The 19,880-nt window shown below is 71.6% G+C and carries 18 protein-coding genes; 6 read left to right on the plus strand and 12 right to left on the minus strand.

The genetic code is table 11. The features are described 5' to 3' along the window. Window positions 1-53: 53 nt before the first annotated feature. From E4K62_RS00540 to E4K62_RS00570, 7 genes are all read right to left on the minus strand, one after another. Entirely contained in the window at window positions 54-1,490 is a 1,437-nt protein-coding gene (locus E4K62_RS00540; protein WP_135062557.1) for an SPFH domain-containing protein, read from the minus strand. 26 nt (window positions 1,491-1,516) lie between these two features. Further along, window positions 1,517-4,315: a molybdopterin-dependent oxidoreductase gene (locus E4K62_RS00545; protein WP_135062559.1), complete on the minus strand. Its 2,799-nt coding sequence runs from the start codon at window positions 4,313-4,315 to the stop codon at window positions 1,517-1,519. After that, window positions 4,312-5,130 carry an FAD binding domain-containing protein gene (locus tag E4K62_RS00550; protein ID WP_135062561.1) on the minus strand — a complete coding sequence of 273 codons (819 nt, stop codon included), beginning with the start codon at window positions 5,128-5,130 and terminating at the stop codon, window positions 4,312-4,314. The genes E4K62_RS00545 and E4K62_RS00550 overlap by 4 nt, the downstream gene beginning before the upstream one ends. Window positions 5,131-5,363: 233 nt before the next feature. After that, complete coding sequence (locus E4K62_RS00555) at window positions 5,364-5,678, minus strand: ArsR/SmtB family transcription factor (protein ID WP_135062563.1); 315 nt, start codon at window positions 5,676-5,678, stop codon at window positions 5,364-5,366. Further along, window positions 5,675-6,142: an SRPBCC domain-containing protein gene (locus E4K62_RS00560; protein ID WP_135062565.1), complete on the minus strand. Its 468-nt coding sequence runs from the start codon at window positions 6,140-6,142 to the stop codon at window positions 5,675-5,677. The genes E4K62_RS00555 and E4K62_RS00560 overlap by 4 nt, the downstream gene beginning before the upstream one ends. After that, window positions 6,139-7,350, minus strand: a complete 1,212-nt coding sequence (locus E4K62_RS00565) for an MFS transporter (protein ID WP_135062567.1) — start codon at window positions 7,348-7,350, stop codon at window positions 6,139-6,141. The genes E4K62_RS00560 and E4K62_RS00565 overlap by 4 nt, the downstream gene beginning before the upstream one ends. 128 nt (window positions 7,351-7,478) lie before the next feature. Further along, window positions 7,479-8,522, minus strand: a complete 1,044-nt coding sequence (locus tag E4K62_RS00570) for an XdhC family protein (protein WP_135062569.1) — start codon at window positions 8,520-8,522, stop codon at window positions 7,479-7,481. 67 nt (window positions 8,523-8,589) lie between these two features. Between E4K62_RS00570 and E4K62_RS00575 the strand changes: the two genes are divergently transcribed. Beyond that, window positions 8,590-9,165: a nucleotidyltransferase family protein gene (locus E4K62_RS00575; protein WP_135062571.1), complete on the plus strand. Its 576-nt coding sequence runs from the start codon at window positions 8,590-8,592 to the stop codon at window positions 9,163-9,165. Window positions 9,166-9,252: 87 nt separating this feature from the next. Here E4K62_RS00575 and E4K62_RS00580 read toward each other — a convergent pair whose 3' ends face one another. The 3 genes from E4K62_RS00580 to purS all read right to left on the minus strand — a co-directional run bounded on the left by E4K62_RS00580 (window position 9,253) and on the right by purS (window position 11,291). Beyond that, window positions 9,253-10,173 (minus strand): 2-hydroxyacid dehydrogenase, encoded by a 921-nt coding sequence (locus tag E4K62_RS00580; protein ID WP_135062573.1) that lies wholly within the window; start codon window positions 10,171-10,173, stop codon window positions 9,253-9,255. 165 nt (window positions 10,174-10,338) lie between these two features. Further along, a complete protein-coding gene (purQ, locus tag E4K62_RS00585) occupies window positions 10,339-11,046 on the minus strand; it encodes a phosphoribosylformylglycinamidine synthase subunit PurQ (protein ID WP_135062575.1) in 708 nt (235 codons plus the stop codon). After that, a complete protein-coding gene (gene purS / locus E4K62_RS00590; protein ID WP_135062577.1) occupies window positions 11,043-11,291 on the minus strand; it encodes a phosphoribosylformylglycinamidine synthase subunit PurS in 249 nt (82 codons plus the stop codon). Before purS ends, purQ begins: the two co-directional genes overlap by 4 nt. A 209-nt stretch (window positions 11,292-11,500) precedes the next feature. Between purS and E4K62_RS00595 the strand changes: the two genes are divergently transcribed. The 5 genes from E4K62_RS00595 (at window position 11,501) to E4K62_RS00615 (ending at window position 17,402) form a co-directional block, all read left to right on the plus strand. Beyond that, window positions 11,501-12,805 carry an ABC transporter substrate-binding protein gene (locus E4K62_RS00595; protein ID WP_135062579.1) on the plus strand — a complete coding sequence of 435 codons (1,305 nt, stop codon included), beginning with the start codon at window positions 11,501-11,503 and terminating at the stop codon, window positions 12,803-12,805. 73 nt (window positions 12,806-12,878) lie between these two features. Continuing rightward, window positions 12,879-13,919 carry a carbohydrate ABC transporter permease gene (locus E4K62_RS00600; RefSeq protein ID WP_135062581.1) on the plus strand — a complete coding sequence of 347 codons (1,041 nt, stop codon included), beginning with the start codon at window positions 12,879-12,881 and terminating at the stop codon, window positions 13,917-13,919. Continuing rightward, window positions 13,916-14,851, plus strand: coding sequence for a carbohydrate ABC transporter permease (locus E4K62_RS00605; RefSeq protein ID WP_240742763.1), 936 nt, complete (start codon window positions 13,916-13,918; stop codon window positions 14,849-14,851). Before E4K62_RS00600 ends, E4K62_RS00605 begins: the two co-directional genes overlap by 4 nt. 36 nt (window positions 14,852-14,887) lie before the next feature. Beyond that, window positions 14,888-16,366 (plus strand): GH1 family beta-glucosidase, encoded by a 1,479-nt coding sequence (locus E4K62_RS00610; RefSeq protein WP_135062583.1) that lies wholly within the window; start codon window positions 14,888-14,890, stop codon window positions 16,364-16,366. A 25-nt stretch (window positions 16,367-16,391) separates the two neighbouring features. Next, window positions 16,392-17,402 (plus strand): LacI family DNA-binding transcriptional regulator, encoded by a 1,011-nt coding sequence (locus E4K62_RS00615; RefSeq protein WP_187270431.1) that lies wholly within the window; start codon window positions 16,392-16,394, stop codon window positions 17,400-17,402. An 88-nt stretch (window positions 17,403-17,490) separates the two neighbouring features. Here E4K62_RS00615 and E4K62_RS00620 read toward each other — a convergent pair whose 3' ends face one another. Both E4K62_RS00620 and E4K62_RS00625 read right to left on the minus strand, forming a co-directional pair. Beyond that, the gene (locus E4K62_RS00620; protein WP_135062585.1) at window positions 17,491-18,843 is read right to left on the minus strand and encodes a uracil-xanthine permease family protein; all 1,353 of its coding nucleotides are present in this window, start codon (window positions 18,841-18,843) and stop codon (window positions 17,491-17,493) included. A gap of 97 nt (window positions 18,844-18,940) precedes the next feature. Further along, window positions 18,941-19,876 (minus strand): phosphoribosylaminoimidazolesuccinocarboxamide synthase, encoded by a 936-nt coding sequence (locus tag E4K62_RS00625; protein WP_135062587.1) that lies wholly within the window; start codon window positions 19,874-19,876, stop codon window positions 18,941-18,943. Window positions 19,877-19,880 lie beyond the last annotated feature (4 nt).

The raw sequence follows: 19,880 nt of genomic DNA on the forward strand, positions 1-19,880 counted from the left end.
CGGGAGGAAGGCGGATCCGGAGTCACCGAGGCGACCTCCGGACCCGCCCGTACTCATTCGGTGACCGGGACGGTGGCCGGGACGGCGGATGCTGCCGCAGCGGCCGGTGCTGCCGCGTGCGCGGAGGGCGCCTCGGGTGAGGTCGCCGCCGCCGTGCCGGCGGCGATCCCCTCACCCAGGGCACGGCCCTGGATGATCGCGGTCAGGTCGATGCCGGTGGCCGCGCGAACCGCCTCGAACGACGCGCGCAGGCCGGTGGCCGACTCCGTCGCCAGGTGCGAGCTGGCGCCGTCGCCGCCGAGGACCGTGATCGAGCCGACCTTGTCGTAGCCCTTGGCGAACTCGGCCATGAGCGGCACGAGCGCCTCGAGCGCGCGCTGGGCCAGGAGCGCCTCCTGGTTCTTCGCGAGGGCCTCGGCCTCCGCGCTGATCGCGGCGGCCCGGGCTTCGCCGCGCAGGCGCTCGGCGTGGGCATCGGCCTCGGCGCGCAGCCGGACGGCGGTGGCGTCCTGCTCGGCGATCTCGGCCTGGGCCTCGGCCGCCTTGACGTGCGCGTAGGCGTCGGCGTCGGCGCGCCGCTGGCGCTGGTACAGGTCGGCGTCGGCGACGCGGCTGACCTCGGATTCGAGGCGCGCCTGGGTGTTCTCCGCCTCCTGCACGAGGACCGCCTGCTGACGCTCGGCGCGGGCGAGGGCCTCGGCCTGTTCGGCCTCGGCGTTGGCGCGGCCGACCTCGGCCTTGGCCGCGGCGGTGTTCTTGTCCAGCGCGGTCTGCTCGATGAGGTTGGCCTCGTCCGTGGCGATCTGCCGGCGGCGGATCTCACGGTCGGCGTTGATCTTCGCGACCTCGGCGTCGCGCTTGACGCGCTCGACCTCGGTGGCGCCGAGAGCGCCGATGTAGCCGTTGGAGTCGGTGATGCCCTGGATCTGGAACGAGTCCAGGATGAGCCCCTGGCTGGACAGGTCGTGCTTGATGCCGTCGGCGATCTGGTCCGACAGGCGCTGGCGGTCGCGCATGAGCTCTTCGACGGTCAGCGTGGCCACGACGCCGCGGAGGGCGCCTTCCAGCTGCTCGGTCGTGAACTGCTCGATGGCCGCATCCTGCGACGCGAAGCGCTCCGCGGCGCGACGCACGGAATCGGGATCGGAGCCGATCTTCACCAGCGCGACACCGCTGACGTTGACGGTGACGCCGTTGGAGGACTGCGCCACCGGCTCCATCTTGATCTGCCGTGCGCGGAGGGAGATCATCTCCGCCCGCTGGGTGAGCGGGTTCACGATCGCCCCGCCGCCGGTGATCACGGTGATGCGCGAGGAGTCTCCGTCGGGAGTGATCCGCTGCTTCTTACCGACGATGACGAGCGCCTCGTCGGCGCGGGCGACGCGGTACCACGCGCGGATCAAGATGAGGATGATGATGAGCGCGACGACGGCGACGCCCACCCCGATCAGAACGAGGAGACCGACCCCTCCGAGAGCGACGAGATCCATGGATGCCCCTTCATTCGAGTTTGCTCTCAACCTATCGGGCCGTCGGCAGCCGTCATGGCCACGATGGCGTCGGCGCGTTCTCGCAGCGGCGCCGCCAGGCGCCACACGCGGTCGCGGGAGAAGGGCTGGTGATGACCGCGGATGCCGAGAGCCCGGGCAATCGCGTTGCCGATCGCGGGCGCCACCGGGTTGTAGGGGGACTCGCTCATCGACTTCGCGCCGAACGGGCCGACCGTGTCGGAGGTCTCGGCGAAGTAGACCTCGGTGTCGGGGATGTCGGCGAACTGCGGCACGCGGTACTGCCGGAAGACCGGATTGAGCACGCGTCCGTCCTCGAGGTGGACCTCTTCGTACAGCGCGCTGCCCAGGCCCTGCGCGACCCCGCCCTCGACCTGCCCGCGCACCTGCGCGGGGTTCATGAGGAAGCCCGCGTCGGCGGAGTGGACGGACTGGAGCACCCGGACCGTCCCGGTGTCCACGTCGACCGCGACGCGTGCGGCGTGCACGTTGAACGCCAGCGAGCGCACGTTCCCGAACTCCGCCCCCGTCGAGATGAGCCCCTCGGCAGTGCGCTCCTCGGATGCTGCGGCTCCGACGACGTCGGCGAACCCGATGAGGCGTTCCCCGACCCGCACCCCCTCCGCGGTCAGCTCCGCGGGCGTATGCGCGGGGGCGCCGGCGAGTGACGCGGCGATCCGCTGCATCCGCTCCCGCAGCGCGAGACACGCCGCGTGCAGCGCCTTACCGGCGACCGTGATCCCCGCCGACCCGAACGCGCCGGTGTCGTGGCGCACCGCGTCGGTGTCGGCGGTGCGCAGCTCGATACGGTCGAAGCCGGCGGACAGGTCGGATGCGGCGATCTGACGCAGCACGGTGGTGGTGCCGTTGCCGAACTCGGCCGTCCCGGCGCGCAGCAGGAAGGTGCCGTCGGGGCGGAGGGTCGCGGAGGTGTGGGCGATGTGGCCGCGCGGGGCCATGGTGGCGATCATCCCGAGCGCCATACCCTCCCCGACCCGCCAATTCGGCCCCGTCGGGGCCTCGACGCCGTTGCCCCGGGCCAGCGCCGCCTGGGCGAGGTCGAGGCACTGGTCCAGCCCGTAGCTGCCCCACACGAGGTCCTCCTCGAACGCGTCGTCGTCGGGATGCAGCGGATCCCCGGCGCGCACGACGTTGCGCCGGCGCAGCTCGAACGGGTCGATCCCGAGCTCTTGGGCCAGGAGGTCCATCGCCGACTCGACACCGAGCATGACCTGCCCGAGGCCGTAGCCGCGGAAGGCGCCGGAGGGCGGGTTGTTCGTGTAGACGGCTTCGGCGTCGATGCGGCGCACCGGCACCCGGTACACCGTCGTGGACTCCGCGACGCCGTGGAACAGAACCCCGATGGCGTGGTTGCCGTAGGCGCCGGTGTCGCTGAGCACCTCCACCCGCATCGCGGTCAGGCGTCCGTCCTGCGTCGCCCCGAGTGACACCGAGACGCGCATCGGATGCCGGAAGGAGGTGCGCTGGAACTCCTCGGTCCGGGAGAGCTCGTACGCGACCGGACGGCCGGTGCGCAGCACCGCGAGGGCGACGAGATCTTCGGCGAAGATCTCCTGCTTGCCGCCGAATCCGCCTCCCACGCGCGCGGTGTGCACACGGACGCGGTCGGGGTCGAGGTCGAGCAGGCGCGCGAGCTCGTCGCGCGTGAGGAACGGAACCTGCGTGCTGGCGCGGATCACGAGCCGTCCGTCGTCGTCGAGCCAGCCGACCGCGCCATGCGTCTCCAGCTGCGCATGCGACACGCGGCTCGTCTGCCACGTGCCGCTGACCGTCACGGCGCTTGCCGCGAGAGCGACCGTAGCATCCCCGCCGTGCTCCTCGTGCATCGAGGCGACGACGTTGCGGGTTGCCTCGTGCACGCGATCGTCGGGGGTGCGGTCGGGGTGCAGCAGCGGTGCGCCCGGCCGGCGCGCCTCCTCGGGGTCGAAGACGGCGGGAAGAAGCTCGTACTCGACGCGGATCGCGCGGCACGCGGCTTCGGAGGCCGCCGCCGTCTCTGCCACCACGGCAGCGACCCGCTGCCCGCGGAAGCGGACGACGTCGTCGAGCACGCGGGTGTCGTCGGGATCGTCGGTGCGGTGCTGGTGACGACCGGTCGAGAAGCGCGTCGCCGGAGCATCCTCGTGCGTGAAGATCGCGACCACGCCGGGGATGCGCGCGGCTGCCGTGGTGTCGATCGACACGATCCGCGCGTGGGCGTGCGGCGATCCGAGCACGCGGAGGGTGAGCGCGCCGGCGACCGGCTCGTCGAAGGTGAACGGCTCGAGACCCTGCACGATCCGGGCCGCCGCCGGGGGCGCGACGGAGGCTCCAACCCCCTCTCCGGCGGCCGCGCCGGAGGTCTCGCGCACGGGGCCGAGGACGGATGCGGTGATCGCCTCGCGGATCGGCCGGTACCCGGTGCAGCGGCACAGGTTCCCCCGCATCGTCCGGTCGAGCTCGGGCAGGTCGTCGGCGCACAGCGTCGAGGCGGTCACCGACATCCCGGGCGTGCAGAAGCCGCACTGGAATCCGAACCCGCTCGCGAGGGCCTCCTGCACCGGATGCAGCGCATCGCCGGGCGCGAGGCCCGCCGCCGTCGTCACGGCCTGTCCCGCCACGCGCTGGGCGGGCACGATGCACGAGTGCACCGGGGCGCCGTCCAGCAGCACCGAACAGGCGCCGCAGTCTCCGGCGTCGCATCCCTTCTTCACCTCCGTGTGCCCGCTCTCGCGAAGGAGGGTGCGCAGGCACTGCCCTGCGGCGGGATCCGCCTCGACGGGCTCCCCGTTGACCTCGAACCTCACGCCGCCTCCGCCAGTTCGCCGCGGATCCGCTCCGCCAGGGTCGTGCTCACTCCGCGCCGCCAGTCGGCCGACCCGAGCGGATCGCTGTAGTAGCCGGATGCCGCTGCGACCGCGGCGCGCAGGTGCACGGCATCCGGGAGTCCCGGGAAGCGCAGCACCGTGGGCCGCTCGGTCGCGGCGGTGATGCCGAAGACCGTCGCGCCGCTGGGGTCCAGCCGGCCGGTGACGACCGCGCCGGAGCGGCCGAACTCGGCGAGGGCGATCTTCCGCAGGACGAAGCGCGATGCCAGCGCGGCCGCGGGCAGCTCGATCGCGCGGATAACCTCCCCGGGGCCGAGGCTGTTCGTGCCGTTGCCGGTGACGAGGTCGGCGACGGGCGTGCGGCGCTCGCCGCCGTCGGGAGTCCAGATCTCGGCGACGCCGTCCAGCCCGGCGGCGAGGGCGACCATCCCCGCGGCCGCGAAGGAGCGCGCGACGTTCCCGCCGATCGTCGCGGTGTTCCAGATCTTGAAGCTCGCCAGAAGTGCGTTCGCCGCATCCGGGATCGTGGCGGCGGCCGGCCAGTCCTCGGGTGCTGCGGTGCGCGCCCAGGCCACCAGGCGCGCGATCGTGCACGTGGCGGCGATGCGGAGCCCGGTGGCGGAGATCTCGAGGTCGGGCCAGCCGAGGGTCGTGAGGTCGACGAAGCCGGTGACATCGGGCTGCGGTTCGCTCAGAAGCCACGTGCCGCCGGCGAGGAAGACCTCGCCCGCACCCAGGTCGAGGTCGGCGCGCGAGCCGGCGCGGCGGAAGCTCGTGACGGTGTGGATGTCCACGGCTTCCTCCGCTCGGTCGGGCTGCGAGCAGTCAAACACCGCCGGATTACCCGGATGTTTCCGTCATCAACATTCCGCGTGACACGCGGCCGAGTCCGGGTCGGCGAGGGGCCGAGTGGTTCGGAATTCAGGAGACACGCCGCGCGGCCGCCCGCCGGGGCCGGTGCGCGCCCCAGATCTCCTGAATTCTGAACACTCCCGGACGCCGGTGGATGCGGCGGACCGGGCCGCGGTCAGAGCGATTCGGCGATGTCGCGGATGGCGGTGAGGCGCTTCTCCCAGGCCGCGCCGATCTCGTCGAGCCGGCGGGCGGTCGCGCTGAGCTGCGCCCCCAGCACCCGGAAGCGCACTTCCCGGCCGGCCCGCATGGGCTCGACGAGCCCGGCCGTCTCCAGGATCGCGAGATGCTTGGCGATCGCCTGCCGGCTCACCGGCAGGCGATGGGCGAGCGCCGATGCCGAGGCGTCGCCCTCCCCGAGTGCGGCGAGGATGCTCCAGCGCGTGTCGTCGCCCAGCGCGGCGAAGACGGGAACCAGCGTCGCGCTCACTGTCCGCCTCCGAGGAGGGCGACGAGCGTGTCGAGTTCGATGGTCCAGCCCTCCCGGTGCGCCCGGAGATTGGTGAGTGGGTCGGAGGTCGCGGCGAACCCGGTCTCCACCACGGTCAGCTCGGTGCCGCCGTCCACGGCCGCCAGCGTGAAGGTGAACTCGGTCGCCCGCGCGTCGTCGTAGTGGGCGGGCAACGCCGCGAGTGTGTCGTCGTTGTTCCACCGGTAGGTCACCGAACGCGGGGCGTCGGCGGCGATCCGCCGGAGGGGAACCGCGCCGCGGCTGGGGAATACGATCGCGCCGGAGCCGGCATCGTCGAGGGTGGTGCGGGCGAACCACCGGGAGATGTGCTCCGGCTCGGTCACGGCCTGCCACACCTTCTCGACGGGCGCGGCGATGCGGATGCTGCGCCGTACCGTCAGCGTCGACTCGTCCAGGGTGGCGGCGGGGTTGTCGAGGGTCATGCGGGGTCCTTCCGGGAATGGGCGAGGGAGGCGGGCAGCGTGGTGGTCTCCGTGGGCGGCCGGAGGGGGGAGGTCACCAGGGCCGCGACGATGGCGAGCACGGCGACGACGGCGCCGGTAGCGGATGCGGCGGTCAGCCCCACGGTATCGACCCCGGCACCTCCGAGAAGCGACCCCGCCGCGATGCCGACATTGACCGCCGACGACGGCAGGGACGCCGCCAGCGGAGCGCCCGGGCCGGCGAGCTCAGCGACGCGATGCTGCATCGACGGGGCCATGCCCATGCCGAACACCCCGATGCCGGCCACGGCGAGCCCGGCGAGGAGCGCGCTGTCGCTGCCCAGCCACAGGAGGGCGAGGGATGCGGCGACTCCGATGCTTCCGATCACGAGCGTGCGCGCGGCTCCGGCGTCGGCGAAGCGCCCGCCCGCGGCCGAGCCGAGCGTCGTCGTGACGCCGTAGAGCATCAGGTACACGCCGACGGCGGGCGCGGCGACGCCGGTGACGTCCAGAAGAAGCGGCACGAGGTAGGTGAGGGCGGATTGGATCGCCGTGAACACCAGCGCGCAGACGGCGAGGAGGGCGAGCACGCGTGGAGCCAGGGCGGCGCGGGCCAGGCCGCCCATCCGAGTCTCGGACCGTGCGGGCACGGAGGGCAGCACGCGCCATCCCACCGTCAGCACGACGATCGCCACCGCCGTGACGACAGCGAACGACACACGCCAGCCCATCGCCTGCCCGAGCAGCGTGCCCAGCGGCAGCCCGAGGGCGCTGGCACTGGCGAATCCGGAGATCACGGTGGCCATGGCCCGGCCCGCGCGCGCGGGTGGGACGACGCTGGTGGCTGTCGTGATCGCTGCCGCGATGAAGAGTCCCTGCGCCGCTCCGCCCACACCGCGCAGCGCCAGGAAGAGGTCGTACGCCGGGAGGAGGACAGGCACGAGCGTCACCGCGACGAAGACCGCACCGGCGCCGAGCAGAACGCGTCGCCGGTCCCATCGCGCTGTCAGCGCGGTGAGGATCGGACCGCCGAGCGCGAGCCCGAGCGCGTTGGCGGTGACGAGAGCCCCGGCCGCGGCGATGGAGACCCCCAAGTCGGCGACCAGCAGGTCGAGCATGCCGACGACGAGCATCTCGGCGCTTCCCATCGTGAACGCGCCGGCGAAGAGCACCGCCAGCACGATCTTCGTGCGCGTGATCCGAAGCATCCCAGGTTCCCTTCGCTATCTGCAACTAGATAATTGCAGAGGAAGGAAGGTGGTGCAACCAGCAGGTTGCGGTCGGATACGAAACAGACGGTGTGACGATCCCGGGCGTCTTCGCCCGACCGGCGGGGTTACGCGGGCTGCGGCGCGGCGGCGACCGTGCACGAGGCCGCCGAGCGGTGCAGGGGTCCGGTGAGCTCTCGCAGCGGGAGGCCGGTGCCGCCGTGCCGCGCGGCGGTGATCTCGGCGAGGATCGAGATCGCGGTGCCGGCCGGGGAGGGGGCGCCGAGGTCCAGGCCGAGCGGAGCGTGGATGCGGGCGATCTCCGCCGCGTCCACTCCCGCCTCCGCGAGCAGCCGTGCGCGGTGGGCGACGGTTCCGCGGGCGCCCATCGCGCCGACGAACCCGGCGCCGAGCTCCAGTGCGGCCGCGAGCGTCGGCACATCGACGCGCTCGTCGTGGCTCAGGACGCACACGGCTGCGCGCGCGGGGTCGGGCCCCACGAGGTCGTCCAGGTGCTCGGCGGGCGTGCCCACGACGAGACGCTCCGCGGTCGGGAACCGCTCGGCCGTGACGAGCCGCTCCCACACGTCGCACACGGTGACGGCGAAGCCGGCCGCGGAGGCCACGCGGCACAGGGCGATCGCGTGTTCCCCGGCGCCCGCGATCACCAGGCGTCGCCGGGGGTCGCGCTGCACCACGAAGACGTCGGCGCCGTCATATGCCGATTCGAGAATGCGGGTCTCGGCAGGCAGCCCGTCGCCGGGGATCAGACGGCCCGCGGCCACCCCTGACACGACGATGCCCACGCGGGCCGAGCGATCGACGGGAACCTCGAGCGCCGCCCGTGCCACCGCATCCGCGGGGTCGACGCGGTGGATGACGACGTCGACGCTCCCCCCGCACGCCAGGCCCGCGGCATGGGCCGCCTCGTCACTGAAGCCGAGGGAGGCCACCATGCCGTGACCGGTCGCGAGCACCTGCGTGGCGAGCAGCACGGCGTCGCCTTCGACGCATCCGCCGGAGATGGATCCGATGACCGAACCGTCGCGGTGCACGGCCATCGCCGCGCCCGGCCCGCGCGGTGCGCTGCGCGCCGCGCGGATCACGGTGACGACCGCCACCGGCTCCCCGGCGTGAAGCACCGGCAGCAGGGAGTCGGCGAGTTCGAGCATGGCCACACGGTAGACCGGTGATGTTTCGCGGACGCTACGGGGCCGGGTCGGTCGATACGCTGTCGCGATGGCCGCTCCCGCCCTGCCCCGCGTCACCGGCGTCGTGCTGGCCGCGGGGGCGGGTCGCCGCTTCGGAGGCCCCAAGGCGCTGGCGTCGGGCGCGGACGGAAGCCCGTGGGTGCAGCGGGCGGTGGAGGCTCTGCAGGGCGGCGGATGCGACGACGTCATCGTCGTCCTCGGCGCCGGGGCCGAGGCGGCCGCGCTCCTGGTGCCGCCGCCGGCACGCGTCGTCGTGGCAACGGACTGGGAGGCGGGCCTGTCCCGCTCGGTGGTTGCGGGGCTGGATGCGGCGGTCGGCGCGGATGCCGTCATCCTGACGCCCGTGGACACCCCGGGGCTTCCCGCCGCGGCGGTCACCCGCATCCGCGCTGCCGGCGGGGACGATCCGCGGGTCGCGCTCGTGCGGGCGACGTACGGCGGAAAGCCGGGGCATCCGGTGCTCGTGGGCTCGGCCCACTGGGCGGAGCTGCGAGCATGGCTGTCGGGCGATGCGGGCGCCGGGGCGTTCCTCACCCGCGCCGGCGCGACGGCGGTCGAGTGCGGCGACCTGTGGGACGGCGCGGATCACGACCGGCGACCGTGACGCGGACGTCACGCCGCGTGCCGGGCGTCGCGCGAGGCGCCACGCCGGGCGAGGCAGCCGCGCCGGCCAGCGCCCGACGGCAGCGGATCAGCCGCCGAGCACGACGTTCAGCGGCGGCTCACCGGCGTGCAGCCGCTCGATCTGGGTCTTCACGAGGCGTGCGATCCGCGGCCGCATGGCGGTGGTCGCGCCGCCCACGTGCGGCGCGATGAGCACGCCCGGCAGCCCCCACAGGGGGTGCCCCTCGGGCAGCGGCTCGGGGTCGGTGACGTCCAGCGCCGCGCGGATCCGCCCACGACGCACGTGGTCGACGAGGGCGTCGGTGTCGATGAGCGGTCCTCGCCCGACGTTGACGACCAGCGAGCCGTCGGGCAGCGCCGACAGCGCGGCGTCGTCGATCAGGTGCGTCGTGGACTCTCCGCCGGGAAGAGAGGCGATGAGCACCTCGGTGTCGGCGAGGACCTCGGCGAGGTCGTCGATCGCGGCGACCTCGATGCCGTCCTCTGTGCGGGCTCGGCTGGCGACGGCGCGCAGCTGGACTTCGAATCCGGCCAGGCGCGCGGCGATCGCCTTGCCCACGCCGCCGTAGCCGAGGAGGGTCACGCGGCGGTCGGCGAGGCTCTCGGCGAAGCCCTGCGACCACTTCCCGGCATCCTGCGCGCGCACGAAACCGGGGATGCCGCGCTGGACCGCAAGGGTCAGCGCCACGGCGAGTTCGGCCGTGGAGGTCTCATGCACGGACGACGCATTCGCGAAGGCCTGCCCCTCCGGCAGCACGGCGTCGACCCCGTCATAGCCGATCGACTGGCTCTGGATGAGTCCCACCTCGATGCCGCTGAGGTTCTTCAGCACCGTCGCGAGGCCCATGTACGGCGGCACGACCATGTCGAACCGATCCCGCGGCGCGGGGGAGTCGAGATCCCACACGACCACATCGACCCCGTCGGGCAGCGGCTGGATGTCGGCGGCGAGCTGTTCGGTGGGTACGGAGACGACGACGCTGGTCACCCTCCCACCGTAGTGGCGACCCACACGCGCCGGCGAAAGTGCATCGACTCGGAGAGAGTGCACCGAATCCGGTGCGGATTCGCCGAGGTGATGCACTCTCGCGAACGGCGGGCTCGGTAGCGGCGCCGCGGCCTCAGTAGCGGCGCCGGGCGCGGATGCGGCGGCTCAGGCGGCGGCGGCGACCACGGCGGACAGTGCCGAGGAGAAGAACCCGAGACCGTCGACACCGGAGCGCATGGCGACGGCGGTGCCGGGGCCGAAGCCGGGCTCGACCGCGTGCTCGGGGTGCGGCATGAGGCCGACGACGTTCCCGCGCTCGTTGGTGATGCCGGCGATGTCGTCGATCGACCCGTTCGGGTTCACCCCGAGGTAGCGCAGGGCCACGAGGCCTTCGCCGTGAACCCGCTTCAGAGTCTCGGCGTCGGCGATGTAGCCGCCGTCGGCGTTCTTGAGGGGGATGACGATCTCCTCACCCTCGGCGAAGTCACTCGTCCACGCCGTCGAGGCGTTCTCCACGCGAAGTCGCTGGTCGCGGCGGATGAACTGCTGGTGGGCGTTTCGAATCAGCCCGCCCGGCAGCAGGTGCGCTTCGACGAGCATCTGGAATCCATTGCAGATGCCGAGCACGGGCATGCCCTTGGCCGCAGCATCCTTCACCTCGGCCATGATCGGCGCGAGGGCGGCGATCGCCCCCGCCCGCAGGTAGTCGCCGTAGCTGAAGCCGCCGGGCAGGACGAGCGCGTCGACGCCCTTCAGGTCGTGGTCGCCGTGCCACAGCGCCACCGGCTCGCCACCGGCGATCGAGATCGCGCGCTGCGCGTCGCGGTCATCGAGTGAACCGGGGAAGGTGATGACCCCGATGCGGGCGGTCACGGGACCACCTCGATGCCGACGACGTCCTCGATGACGGCGTTGGAGAGCACCTCGTCGGCGATCCGGCGGGCGGTGGCGAGCACGTCGTCGTCCACCTCGCCCTCGACCGTGAGTTCGAAGCGCTTGCCGATGCGCACATCGGAGAAGTTCTCGACGCCCATGCGGCTGAGTGCTCCCGACACCGCCTTGCCCTGGGGATCCAGCAGCTCGGCCTTGGGCATGACGTCGACGACGATGGTGGGCATTCGAGCTCCAGGAATCGCGGGAAAGCAGGCGCTCCCATCCTATGGGCCCGCCCGCCGGGAGGCGTCGTTCCGGCCTCACCGCACGGCTCCGACGCGCCATGGGAGCGCTCCCTTGACTTCGTGGGAGCGATCCCATACGCTGACCGTCAATCCGGTGAGAGCGCTCCCACGCTGAAGCCGTCCGAACACCACCCACAAAGGAGTGACCTGTGTCATCACGCGTCCTGCGACGCTCCGCCCTCGTGGCAGCCGTCGCATCCACCACAGCTCTCGTGCTCGCCGGCTGCGCCGGCGGGGGCGCCGCAGAGGGCGACTCCGACGGCGACATCACGCTGTCGATCACGACCTTCGGCACCTTCGGCTACGACGACCTCTACGCGGAGTACGAAGAGCTGAACCCGAACATCACCATTGAGGCGACCAACATCGACACGGGCGGTAACGCCCGCACGGATGCGTTCACCAAGCTCGCCGCCGGCTCGGGCCTGTCCGACATCGTCGCTATCGAAGAGGGCTGGCTCGGGGCGATCATGGAGGTCTCCGACAACTTCGTCGACCTGCGCGATCACGGCATCGAGGATCGCAAGTCCGACTGGGTGGAGTGGAAGTACGACCAGGCCACCGACCCCGAGGGTCGTGTCATCGGCTACGGCACCGACATCGGCCCGGTCGGCCTGTGCTACAACGGCCCGGCATTCGCCGCCGCGGGCCTGCCCACCGACCGTGCCGAGGTCGCGACCCTCCTCGAGGGTGACTGGCAGAACTACTTCGACGTGGGCCGCCAGTACAAGGAGACCACCGGCAAGGCCTGGTACGACCACTCCGGGTTCGTCTGGAACTCGATGGTCAACCAGCTGCCCGAGGGCTACTACACCGCCGACGGCGAGCTGAACGTCGAAGGCAACACCGAGTTGCAGGACCGGTTCGAGCTGCTCGGCGCGGCCGCTGAAGACGGCCTGTCGGCTGCGCAGGCGGCGTGGGACTGGAACGGCGGCAAGTCGTTCGTCGACGGCACCTTCGCGACGTTCGTCTGCCCCGGTTGGATGCTCGGCGTCCTGCAGGGCAACGCCGAGGCCGGCGGCGGCGACGCCACCACCGGTTGGGACTTCGCCGACGTCTTCCCCGGCGGCCCGGTCAACTGGGGTGGCGCCTTCCTCTCCGTGACCGAGACCTCCGAGCACAAAGAAGAGGCCGCGAAGCTGGCCGACTGGCTGACCCAGCCCGAGCAGCAGGTGAAGCAGTCCGCCGCAGCGGGCAACTTCCCCAGCACGATCGAGGCGCAGGAGGCGCTCGCCGCCGAGGCCACGCCCCACGAGTTCTTCAACGACGCTCCGACCGGTGCCATCCTCGCCGAGCGCGCCCAGGGCGTGATCGCGCAGTTCAAGGGACCGCAGGACTCCGTCATCCAGGAGAACGTGTTCGGCCCGCCGCTGTCGGCACTGGACCGCGGCGAGACCGACACCGACGGTGCCTGGCAGCAGTCGCTCGACCTGCTGAACGACCTGGTCGACTAGCGATCGGCTGACGCATGCGGGGTCTCCGGACTCGTCCGGGACCCCGCATGCGCCTTCCTCGAGAGGACTCGACATGACTGCCACCGCGATCCGCCCCGACACCGTCGCCGCCGACGCCCCGCCTCCCGCTCCCCGCCGTTCGCGCTTGCGTCAGCGGATGTCCAAGGCCGACCAGAAGGCCTCGCCCTACCTGTACATCGCGCCCTTCTTCCTGCTCTTCGGGCTCGTCGGGCTGTTCCCCCTGATCTACACCCTCAACGTCTCGCTGTTCGAATGGGACCTGCTCAAGGGCCAGGGGGAGTTCGTCGGATTCGGCAACTTCGTCGAGATCCTCGGCGACCGGATGTTCTGGAACTCCATCTTCAACACCCTGAGCATCTTCCTGCTCTCGGCGATCCCCCAGCTCGCCGTCGCACTGGTGGTGGCCTACCTCCTCGACCGTGGTCTGCGGGCGCCCACCTTCTGGCGCATGAGCGTCCTGCTGCCCTTCGTCGTCACCCCCGTGGCGACCGCGCTGATCTTCTCGAGCATCTTCAACGAGGCCGACGGCCTCGCCAACAACCTGCTCAACCTGATCGGCATCGCCGACCAGCAGTGGAAGCACGACACGTTCCTGAGCCACCTCGCGATCGCGATCATGGTCAACTTCCGCTGGACCGGCTACAACGCCCTCATCCTGCTCGCGGCGATGCAGGCGGTCCCGCGCGACCTGTACGAGTCGGCCGCGATCGACGGCGCGGGGGCGGTGCGCCGGTTCTTCTCGATCACGATCCCGACGATCCGTCCGACGCTCATCTTCGTCGTCATCACCGCGACGATCGGCGGGCTGCAGATCTTCGCCGAGCCGCGCCTGTTCGATGTCTCCACCGCGGGCGGCATCGGCGGAAGCGACCGGCAGTTCCAGACCACCGTGCTCTTCCTGTGGGAGCTGGCGTTCTTCCGCCGCAACCTGGGCGAGGCGTCGGCGGTCGCCTGGCTGCTGTTCCTGCTGATCGTCGGCATCGGCATCATCAACTTCCTGATCGCCCGCCGCATCGCCACCGGCGAGGGCAGGCCGACGCGTCGGGCGCGCAGGGCTGCGCGCCGCGGCGCACAGAACGGAGCGGACGCATGAGCATCACGATCCCCGAGCCCCTTCCCCCGGTGCAGGTGGATGCGGTCGAGCCCGACCGCCCGCGCAGCCCGCGACGCGCCGGCGGCCGCAAGCCGCGCGAGGCGGGTCCCGCCGGCATCGGCAGCCGCCCCGGCTTCCTCACCTACGGCCTGCTGGCGGCGTTCATCATCGGCAGCGCCTACCCGCTGTGGTGGTCGTTCGTCGTCGGGTCGGGGACCAACGCCACGCGCGGCGAGACGCTGCCTCTCATCCCCGGCGGCAACTTCCTCGCCAACGCGGCGCGCGTGTTCGACGCGATCCCCTTCTGGCTCGCGCTGGGCAACTCGGTGCTCGTGTCGGCGATCATCACCCTGTCGGTCGTGACGTTCTCCACGATCGCCGGATACGCCTTCGCCAAGCTCCGCTTCCGCGGCCGCGACGGCCTCCTGGTCTTCGTCATCGCCACCATGGCGATCCCCACGCAGCTGGGCATCATCCCGCTGTTCATGGTCATGCGCGAACTCGGCTGGACCGGGACCATCGGCGCGGTCATCGTGCCGACGCTCGTGACGGCGTTCGGGGTGTTCTTCATGCGCCAGTACCTCGTCGACGTCATCCCGGACGAGCTCATCGAGGCTGCCCGCATGGACGGGGCCAACCAGTTCCGCACGTTCCTGACGGTGGGTCTGCCCGCGGCCCGCCCGGCGATGGCGATCCTCGGGCTGTTCACCTTCATGACGGCGTGGACCGACTACCTGTGGCCGCTGATCGTGCTCAGCCCGTCCAACCCGACGCTGCAGACGGCGCTGAGCCAGCTGCAGTCCGGCTTCTACATCGACTACTCGATCGTCCTCACCGGCGCGGTCCTGGCGACGATCCCCCTTCTGGTGCTGTTCATCATCGCGGGCAAGCAGCTGATCAGCGGGATCATGGCCGGGGCCGTGAAGGGCTGAGGCGTGACCGACATCCGACGAGAGGATCCCCCTTCCATGACCACCACCGCCCTTTCGGCGCGCCCCGGACTGCGCGAGTTCCCGCCGAGCTTCCGGTTCGGCGCCGCGACGGCCGCCTTCCAGATCGAGGGCGCCGCGTTCGAGGACGGCCGGCGTGCGAGCATCTGGGACGCGTTCTGCCGCGTGCCGGGTGCCGTGCTGCGCGGTGACAACGGCGATGTCGCGTGCGACCACTACCACCGGTACCCGCAGGACGTCGCGCTCATGAAGGAGCTCGGCCTGCAGACCTACCGCTTCTCCACGTCGTGGTCGCGCGTGCGCCCCGACGGCGGTCCGCTGAACCAGGCGGGTCTGGACTTCTACCGCCGGCTCGTCGACGAACTGCTGGGTGCCGGCATCCGCCCGTGGCTGACGCTGTATCACTGGGACCTGCCGCAGGCGCTCGAGGAGCGCGGCGGATGGACCGTGCGCGAGACCAGCGAGCGCTTCGCCGAGTACGCCCTCGACATGCACGACGCGCTCGGCGACCGCGTGCAGGACTGGGCGACCCTCAACGAGCCGTGGTGCTCGTCGTTCCTCAGCTACACCGCCGGTGCGCACGCACCCGGCCACTACTCGGCGGCCGAGGGGATGCTGTCGGCCCACCACCTGCTGCTGGGTCACGGCACCGCGATCCGCGAGCTGCGCGCGCGCGACGCGTCCCTCAACCTCGGCGTCACGCTCAACCTCACCGTCGCCGATCCGGTGGATGCCACGGATCCGGCCGACGTCGATGCCGCCCGTCGCATCGACGGGCAGTTCAACCGCTGGTTCCTCGACCCGGTGTTCCGCGGCAGGTATCCCGGCGACATCCTCGACGACTTCCGTCGCGTGGACCCCGAGGCCGTGGCGGTCCTGGAAGCCGCCGTGCACCCGGGCGACCTGGAGACGATCGCCGCTCCGCTGGACACCTTGGGCGTCAACTACTACCACGGCGATTTCGTCGCGGGTCGCCCGCCGGCGGATGCCCCCGGCGGCGGCGACGCGCCGACGTCGCGCCGCACGCAGTCGCCGTTCCCGGCGTCGGAGAACATCTTCTGGCACGATCGCGGGCTGCCCCGCACGTCGATGAACTGGGAGGTGCAGCCGGAGGGTCTGACCCGCCTGCTCCGCCGCGTCCACGAGGAGTACACCGCCGAGCGCGGCGTGGCCCTCGTCGTGACCGAGAACGGCGCGGCGTACGAGGACGAGCCGGTCGTCGTGGACGGCCGCGTGGAGGTGGACGACGCCGAACGCACCGAGTTCGTCGAGCTGCACCTCGGGGCGATCCTCGACGCGATCGACCAGGGTGTGGATGTCCGAGGCTTCTTCTACTGGTCGCTGCTGGACAACTTCGAATGGGCGTGGGGTTACGACAAGAGGTTCGGCATCGTGCGTGTGGATTACGAGACCCAGGAGCGGTCGATCAAGCGCTCCGGGCTTCGATACAGTCGCATCATCGCCGACCGCGCGCTGGACGATCCCGCCCACGCGTAGCGTCCCGCTCGGCGAGGAGGGGCCGATGAGCTTCATGACGCGGGAAGCCGTCACGATCGAAGAGGTCGCGGCGCGCGCAGGCGTGTCGCGTTCGACGGTGTCGCGCGTGGTCAACGGATCGACGGCCGTCTCACCGACGGCGCTGGATGCGGTGCGCCGCGCGATCGCCGACCTCAACTACGTGCCCAACCGAGCCGCGCGCTCGCTCGCGCGCCGGCAGACCCACGCGATCGCCTTCGTGATCCCCGAAGACACCGACCGGTTCTTCGGCGATCCGTTCTTCGCGTCGATCGTCGCCGGAGTCCACGAGCGGATGGCGCAGTCCGAGTACGTCCTGAACCTCATCATCGCCAGCGACGATCCGCACGACAAGGCGACCACGTACCTGCGCAGCGGAAGTGTGGACGGGGTCATCGTCGCGTCGCACCACACGAGCGACACGTTCCTCGACCTCATCGCCGCCGACCTGCCGGTCGTCTACGGCGGCCGCCCCGGGCGGATCGGTCCGTCGGATTACTACGTCGACATCGACAACGTCGGCGGCGGCCGGGAGGCGGCGCGCTATCTCGTCGAGCAGGGGCACCGCCGCCTGGCGAGCATCTCCGGACCGGCGACGATGACCTCGGCCACCGACCGGCTCCGCGGCTTCCGCGAGGCGGCCGAGAAGGCCGGACTGGATCTGGTGGCCGTCGAGGACGGTGACTTCTCGGAGGCGGGGGGCGCCGACGCGATGCGCCGCATCCTCGAGTCCGGCGCGGCCCCCGACGGGCTGTTCGTCGCCAGCGACCTGATGGCGCGCGGGGCGCTGGCCACGCTGCGCGAGGCGGGGGTCTCGGTGCCCGGGGATCTCGCACTGATCGGCTTCGACGACTCGCCCGTGGCGACGGCGGTCACCCCGGCGCTCACGACGATCCGCCAGCCCTCCCGCGGCCAGGGCGCGAGCATGGCGGCGGTGCTGCTGGACCTGCTCGCGGGCAGGGACGCCGCGCACTCGACGATCCTGCCCATCGAGCTCGTGGTGCGCGAGTCCGCCTGAGTCCTGACGGACGGATGCGGCGGGGCCGCCGCGCGGACGGACGCGGCGGCCGGCGCCGCGCGAGCGGTGGGCGCCGGCCGCCGCCGGGTCAGCGGGGGTCGCTGTCGAGCGGGTCGCCGCCGAGCTGCCCGACGGCCGGGATCGGCCCGCCGTCATCGGCACCGGTCTTGCGGAGCCGGGCGACGAGGTTGCCGAGGTGGTAGATCACCAGGGCCGCCGCGGCGCCGAGCACGATCGGACCGAGGGAGAACTCGCCCCAGACCATCGTGAACCCGGCGATGGCCATCACGAGCGATACCGCCGCGGTGTACTGGTTGACCGGGCGGGAGAAGTCCACGCGGTTGTCGACCCAGATCTTGATGCCGATGATGCCGATGAGTCCGTACAGGGCCGTCGTGACGCCGCCGAGGACGCCCGGCGGGATGGTGTTGAACACCGCGCCGATCTTCGGCGACAGGCTCAGCACGATCGCGGCGGACCCGGCGACCCAGTAGGCCGCGGTGGAGTACACGCGCGTGGCGGCCATGACGCCGATGTTCTCGCCGTAAGTGGTGGTGCCCGAGCCGCCGAAGGCGCCGGCCAGGGTCGTCGCGGCGCCATCGGCGATGAGCGCGCGGCCGGTGGAGCGGTTCACCGAAGGGTCGGTCATGGTGGCGACGCCGCGCACGTGTCCGACGTTCTCGGCGATGAGGACGAGCGCGACCGGCAGGAACATCGCGATGACGCTCCACGTGCCAGGCGACGCGAAGTCGGCGAGGTGGAACTCGGGCAGCCCGATCCACGCGGCATCCGCCACCGGGGCGAAGTCGATGAGCTGCTCACCCGTGACCAGCTGCAGCACGACGGTGACCAGGTAGCCCACGACGACACCCAGGACGATCGAGATGCGACCGAGGAAACCGCGGAACATCACGCTGAAGAGGATGACCGCGGCCAGGGTGATCGTGGCGGGCAGCGGCTGCTGCTGGTAGCTGTCCCACGCCACGGGGGCGAGGTTGAAGCCGATGAGTGCGACGATCGCGCCGGCCACCACCGGCGGCATGAGCTTGTCGATCCAGCCGATGCCGGCGAACTGCACGACGAAGCCGATCGCGGCCAGCAGCACGCCGACGGCGACGATACCGGCCAGCGCCGATCCCATCCCCGCCGAGGCGGTGGCGGCGGTGACCGGCGCGATGAAGGCGAACGAGGAGCCGAGGTAGCTGGGGAGCTTGTTGCGGGTGACGAGGAGGAACAGCAGCGTCCCGATGCCGGAGAACAGCAGCGTCGTGGAGACGGGGAATCCGGTCAGCACCGGGACGAGGAAGGTCGCGCCGAACATCGCGACGACGTGCTGCACGCCCACCGCGATCGTCGCGGGCCAGTTCAGCCGCTCATCGGGGCGCACGACCGCGCCGGGCTCGACGGTTCGGCCGTTTCCATGCAATTTCCACACCGGCATCGGGGTCCTCCTCGGGTAGCGCCTCCGACACCATAGCGATACGCGGCGTTTCGGCGCGGTTACGCCGCGTCCGCCGTCGGTGGCCCCGCGCCGGATCTCAGTGACCGGTGAGCCGCTGCAGCAGCTCTGCGTACCGGGCCTGCGTGCGCTGCACGATGCCGTCGGGGAGTGCCGGCGGCTCGCCCTGACGGTCCCAGTGCTCCGCAAGCCAGTCCCGCACGATCTGCTTGTCGAAGCTCGCCATCCGCTCGGCGGGGGTGGCGCCGGTCCGCCATGCGGCGGCATCCCAGTATCGCGACGAGTCGGGGGTGAGCACCTCGTCGGCGAGCACGAGGGCACCGGCGGAATTGCGCCCGAACTCGAACTTCGTGTCGGCGAGGATGAGGCCGCGCTCCTCGGCGGTCGCGGCGGCGCGGCGGTAGATCTCCAGCGACAGGTCGCGCAGCTCAGCCGCGGTGTCGGCGCCGACCAGTTCGACACTGCGTTCGTAGGAGATGTTCTCGTCGTGCTCGCCCATCGGCGCTTTGAAGGCCGGGGTGTACAGCGGCTCGGGAAGCCGGTCGCCGTCGCCGAGGCCCTGGGGCAGCGGGATGCCGCACACCGTCCCCGATTCGCGGTACTCGGCCCATCCCGACCCGGTGAGGTACCCGCGCACGACGCATTCGATCGGCTGCATGTCCAGGGCGGCGACCACCATCGCGCGGCCGGCGACCTGCTCCGGGATGAGCTCGAGCGCCGCGTCGCCCACGAGCACGTGGTCGGGGATGAGGTGGTTCGGGATGCGGCGGCCTCCGTCGCCGCCGGCCAGGCGGTCGAACCACCACAGGCTCAGGGTGGTGAGGATCGTGCCCTTGCCGGGGATTCCGGGGGAGAGGACGTGGTCGAACGCGCTCACGCGGTCGCTCGCCACGACGAGCATGCGCGTCGGCCGGGAACCCTCGGATGTGCCCTGCGGCACGTACAGGTCGCGCACCTTGCCGGAGTACACATGGGTCCAGCCGGGAAGTTCCAGGGTGTGGGTCACCCGGCCCATTATC

This window comes from Microbacterium wangchenii, assembly GCF_004564355.1.
GTDB lineage: Bacteria > Actinomycetota > Actinomycetes > Actinomycetales > Microbacteriaceae > Microbacterium > Microbacterium wangchenii.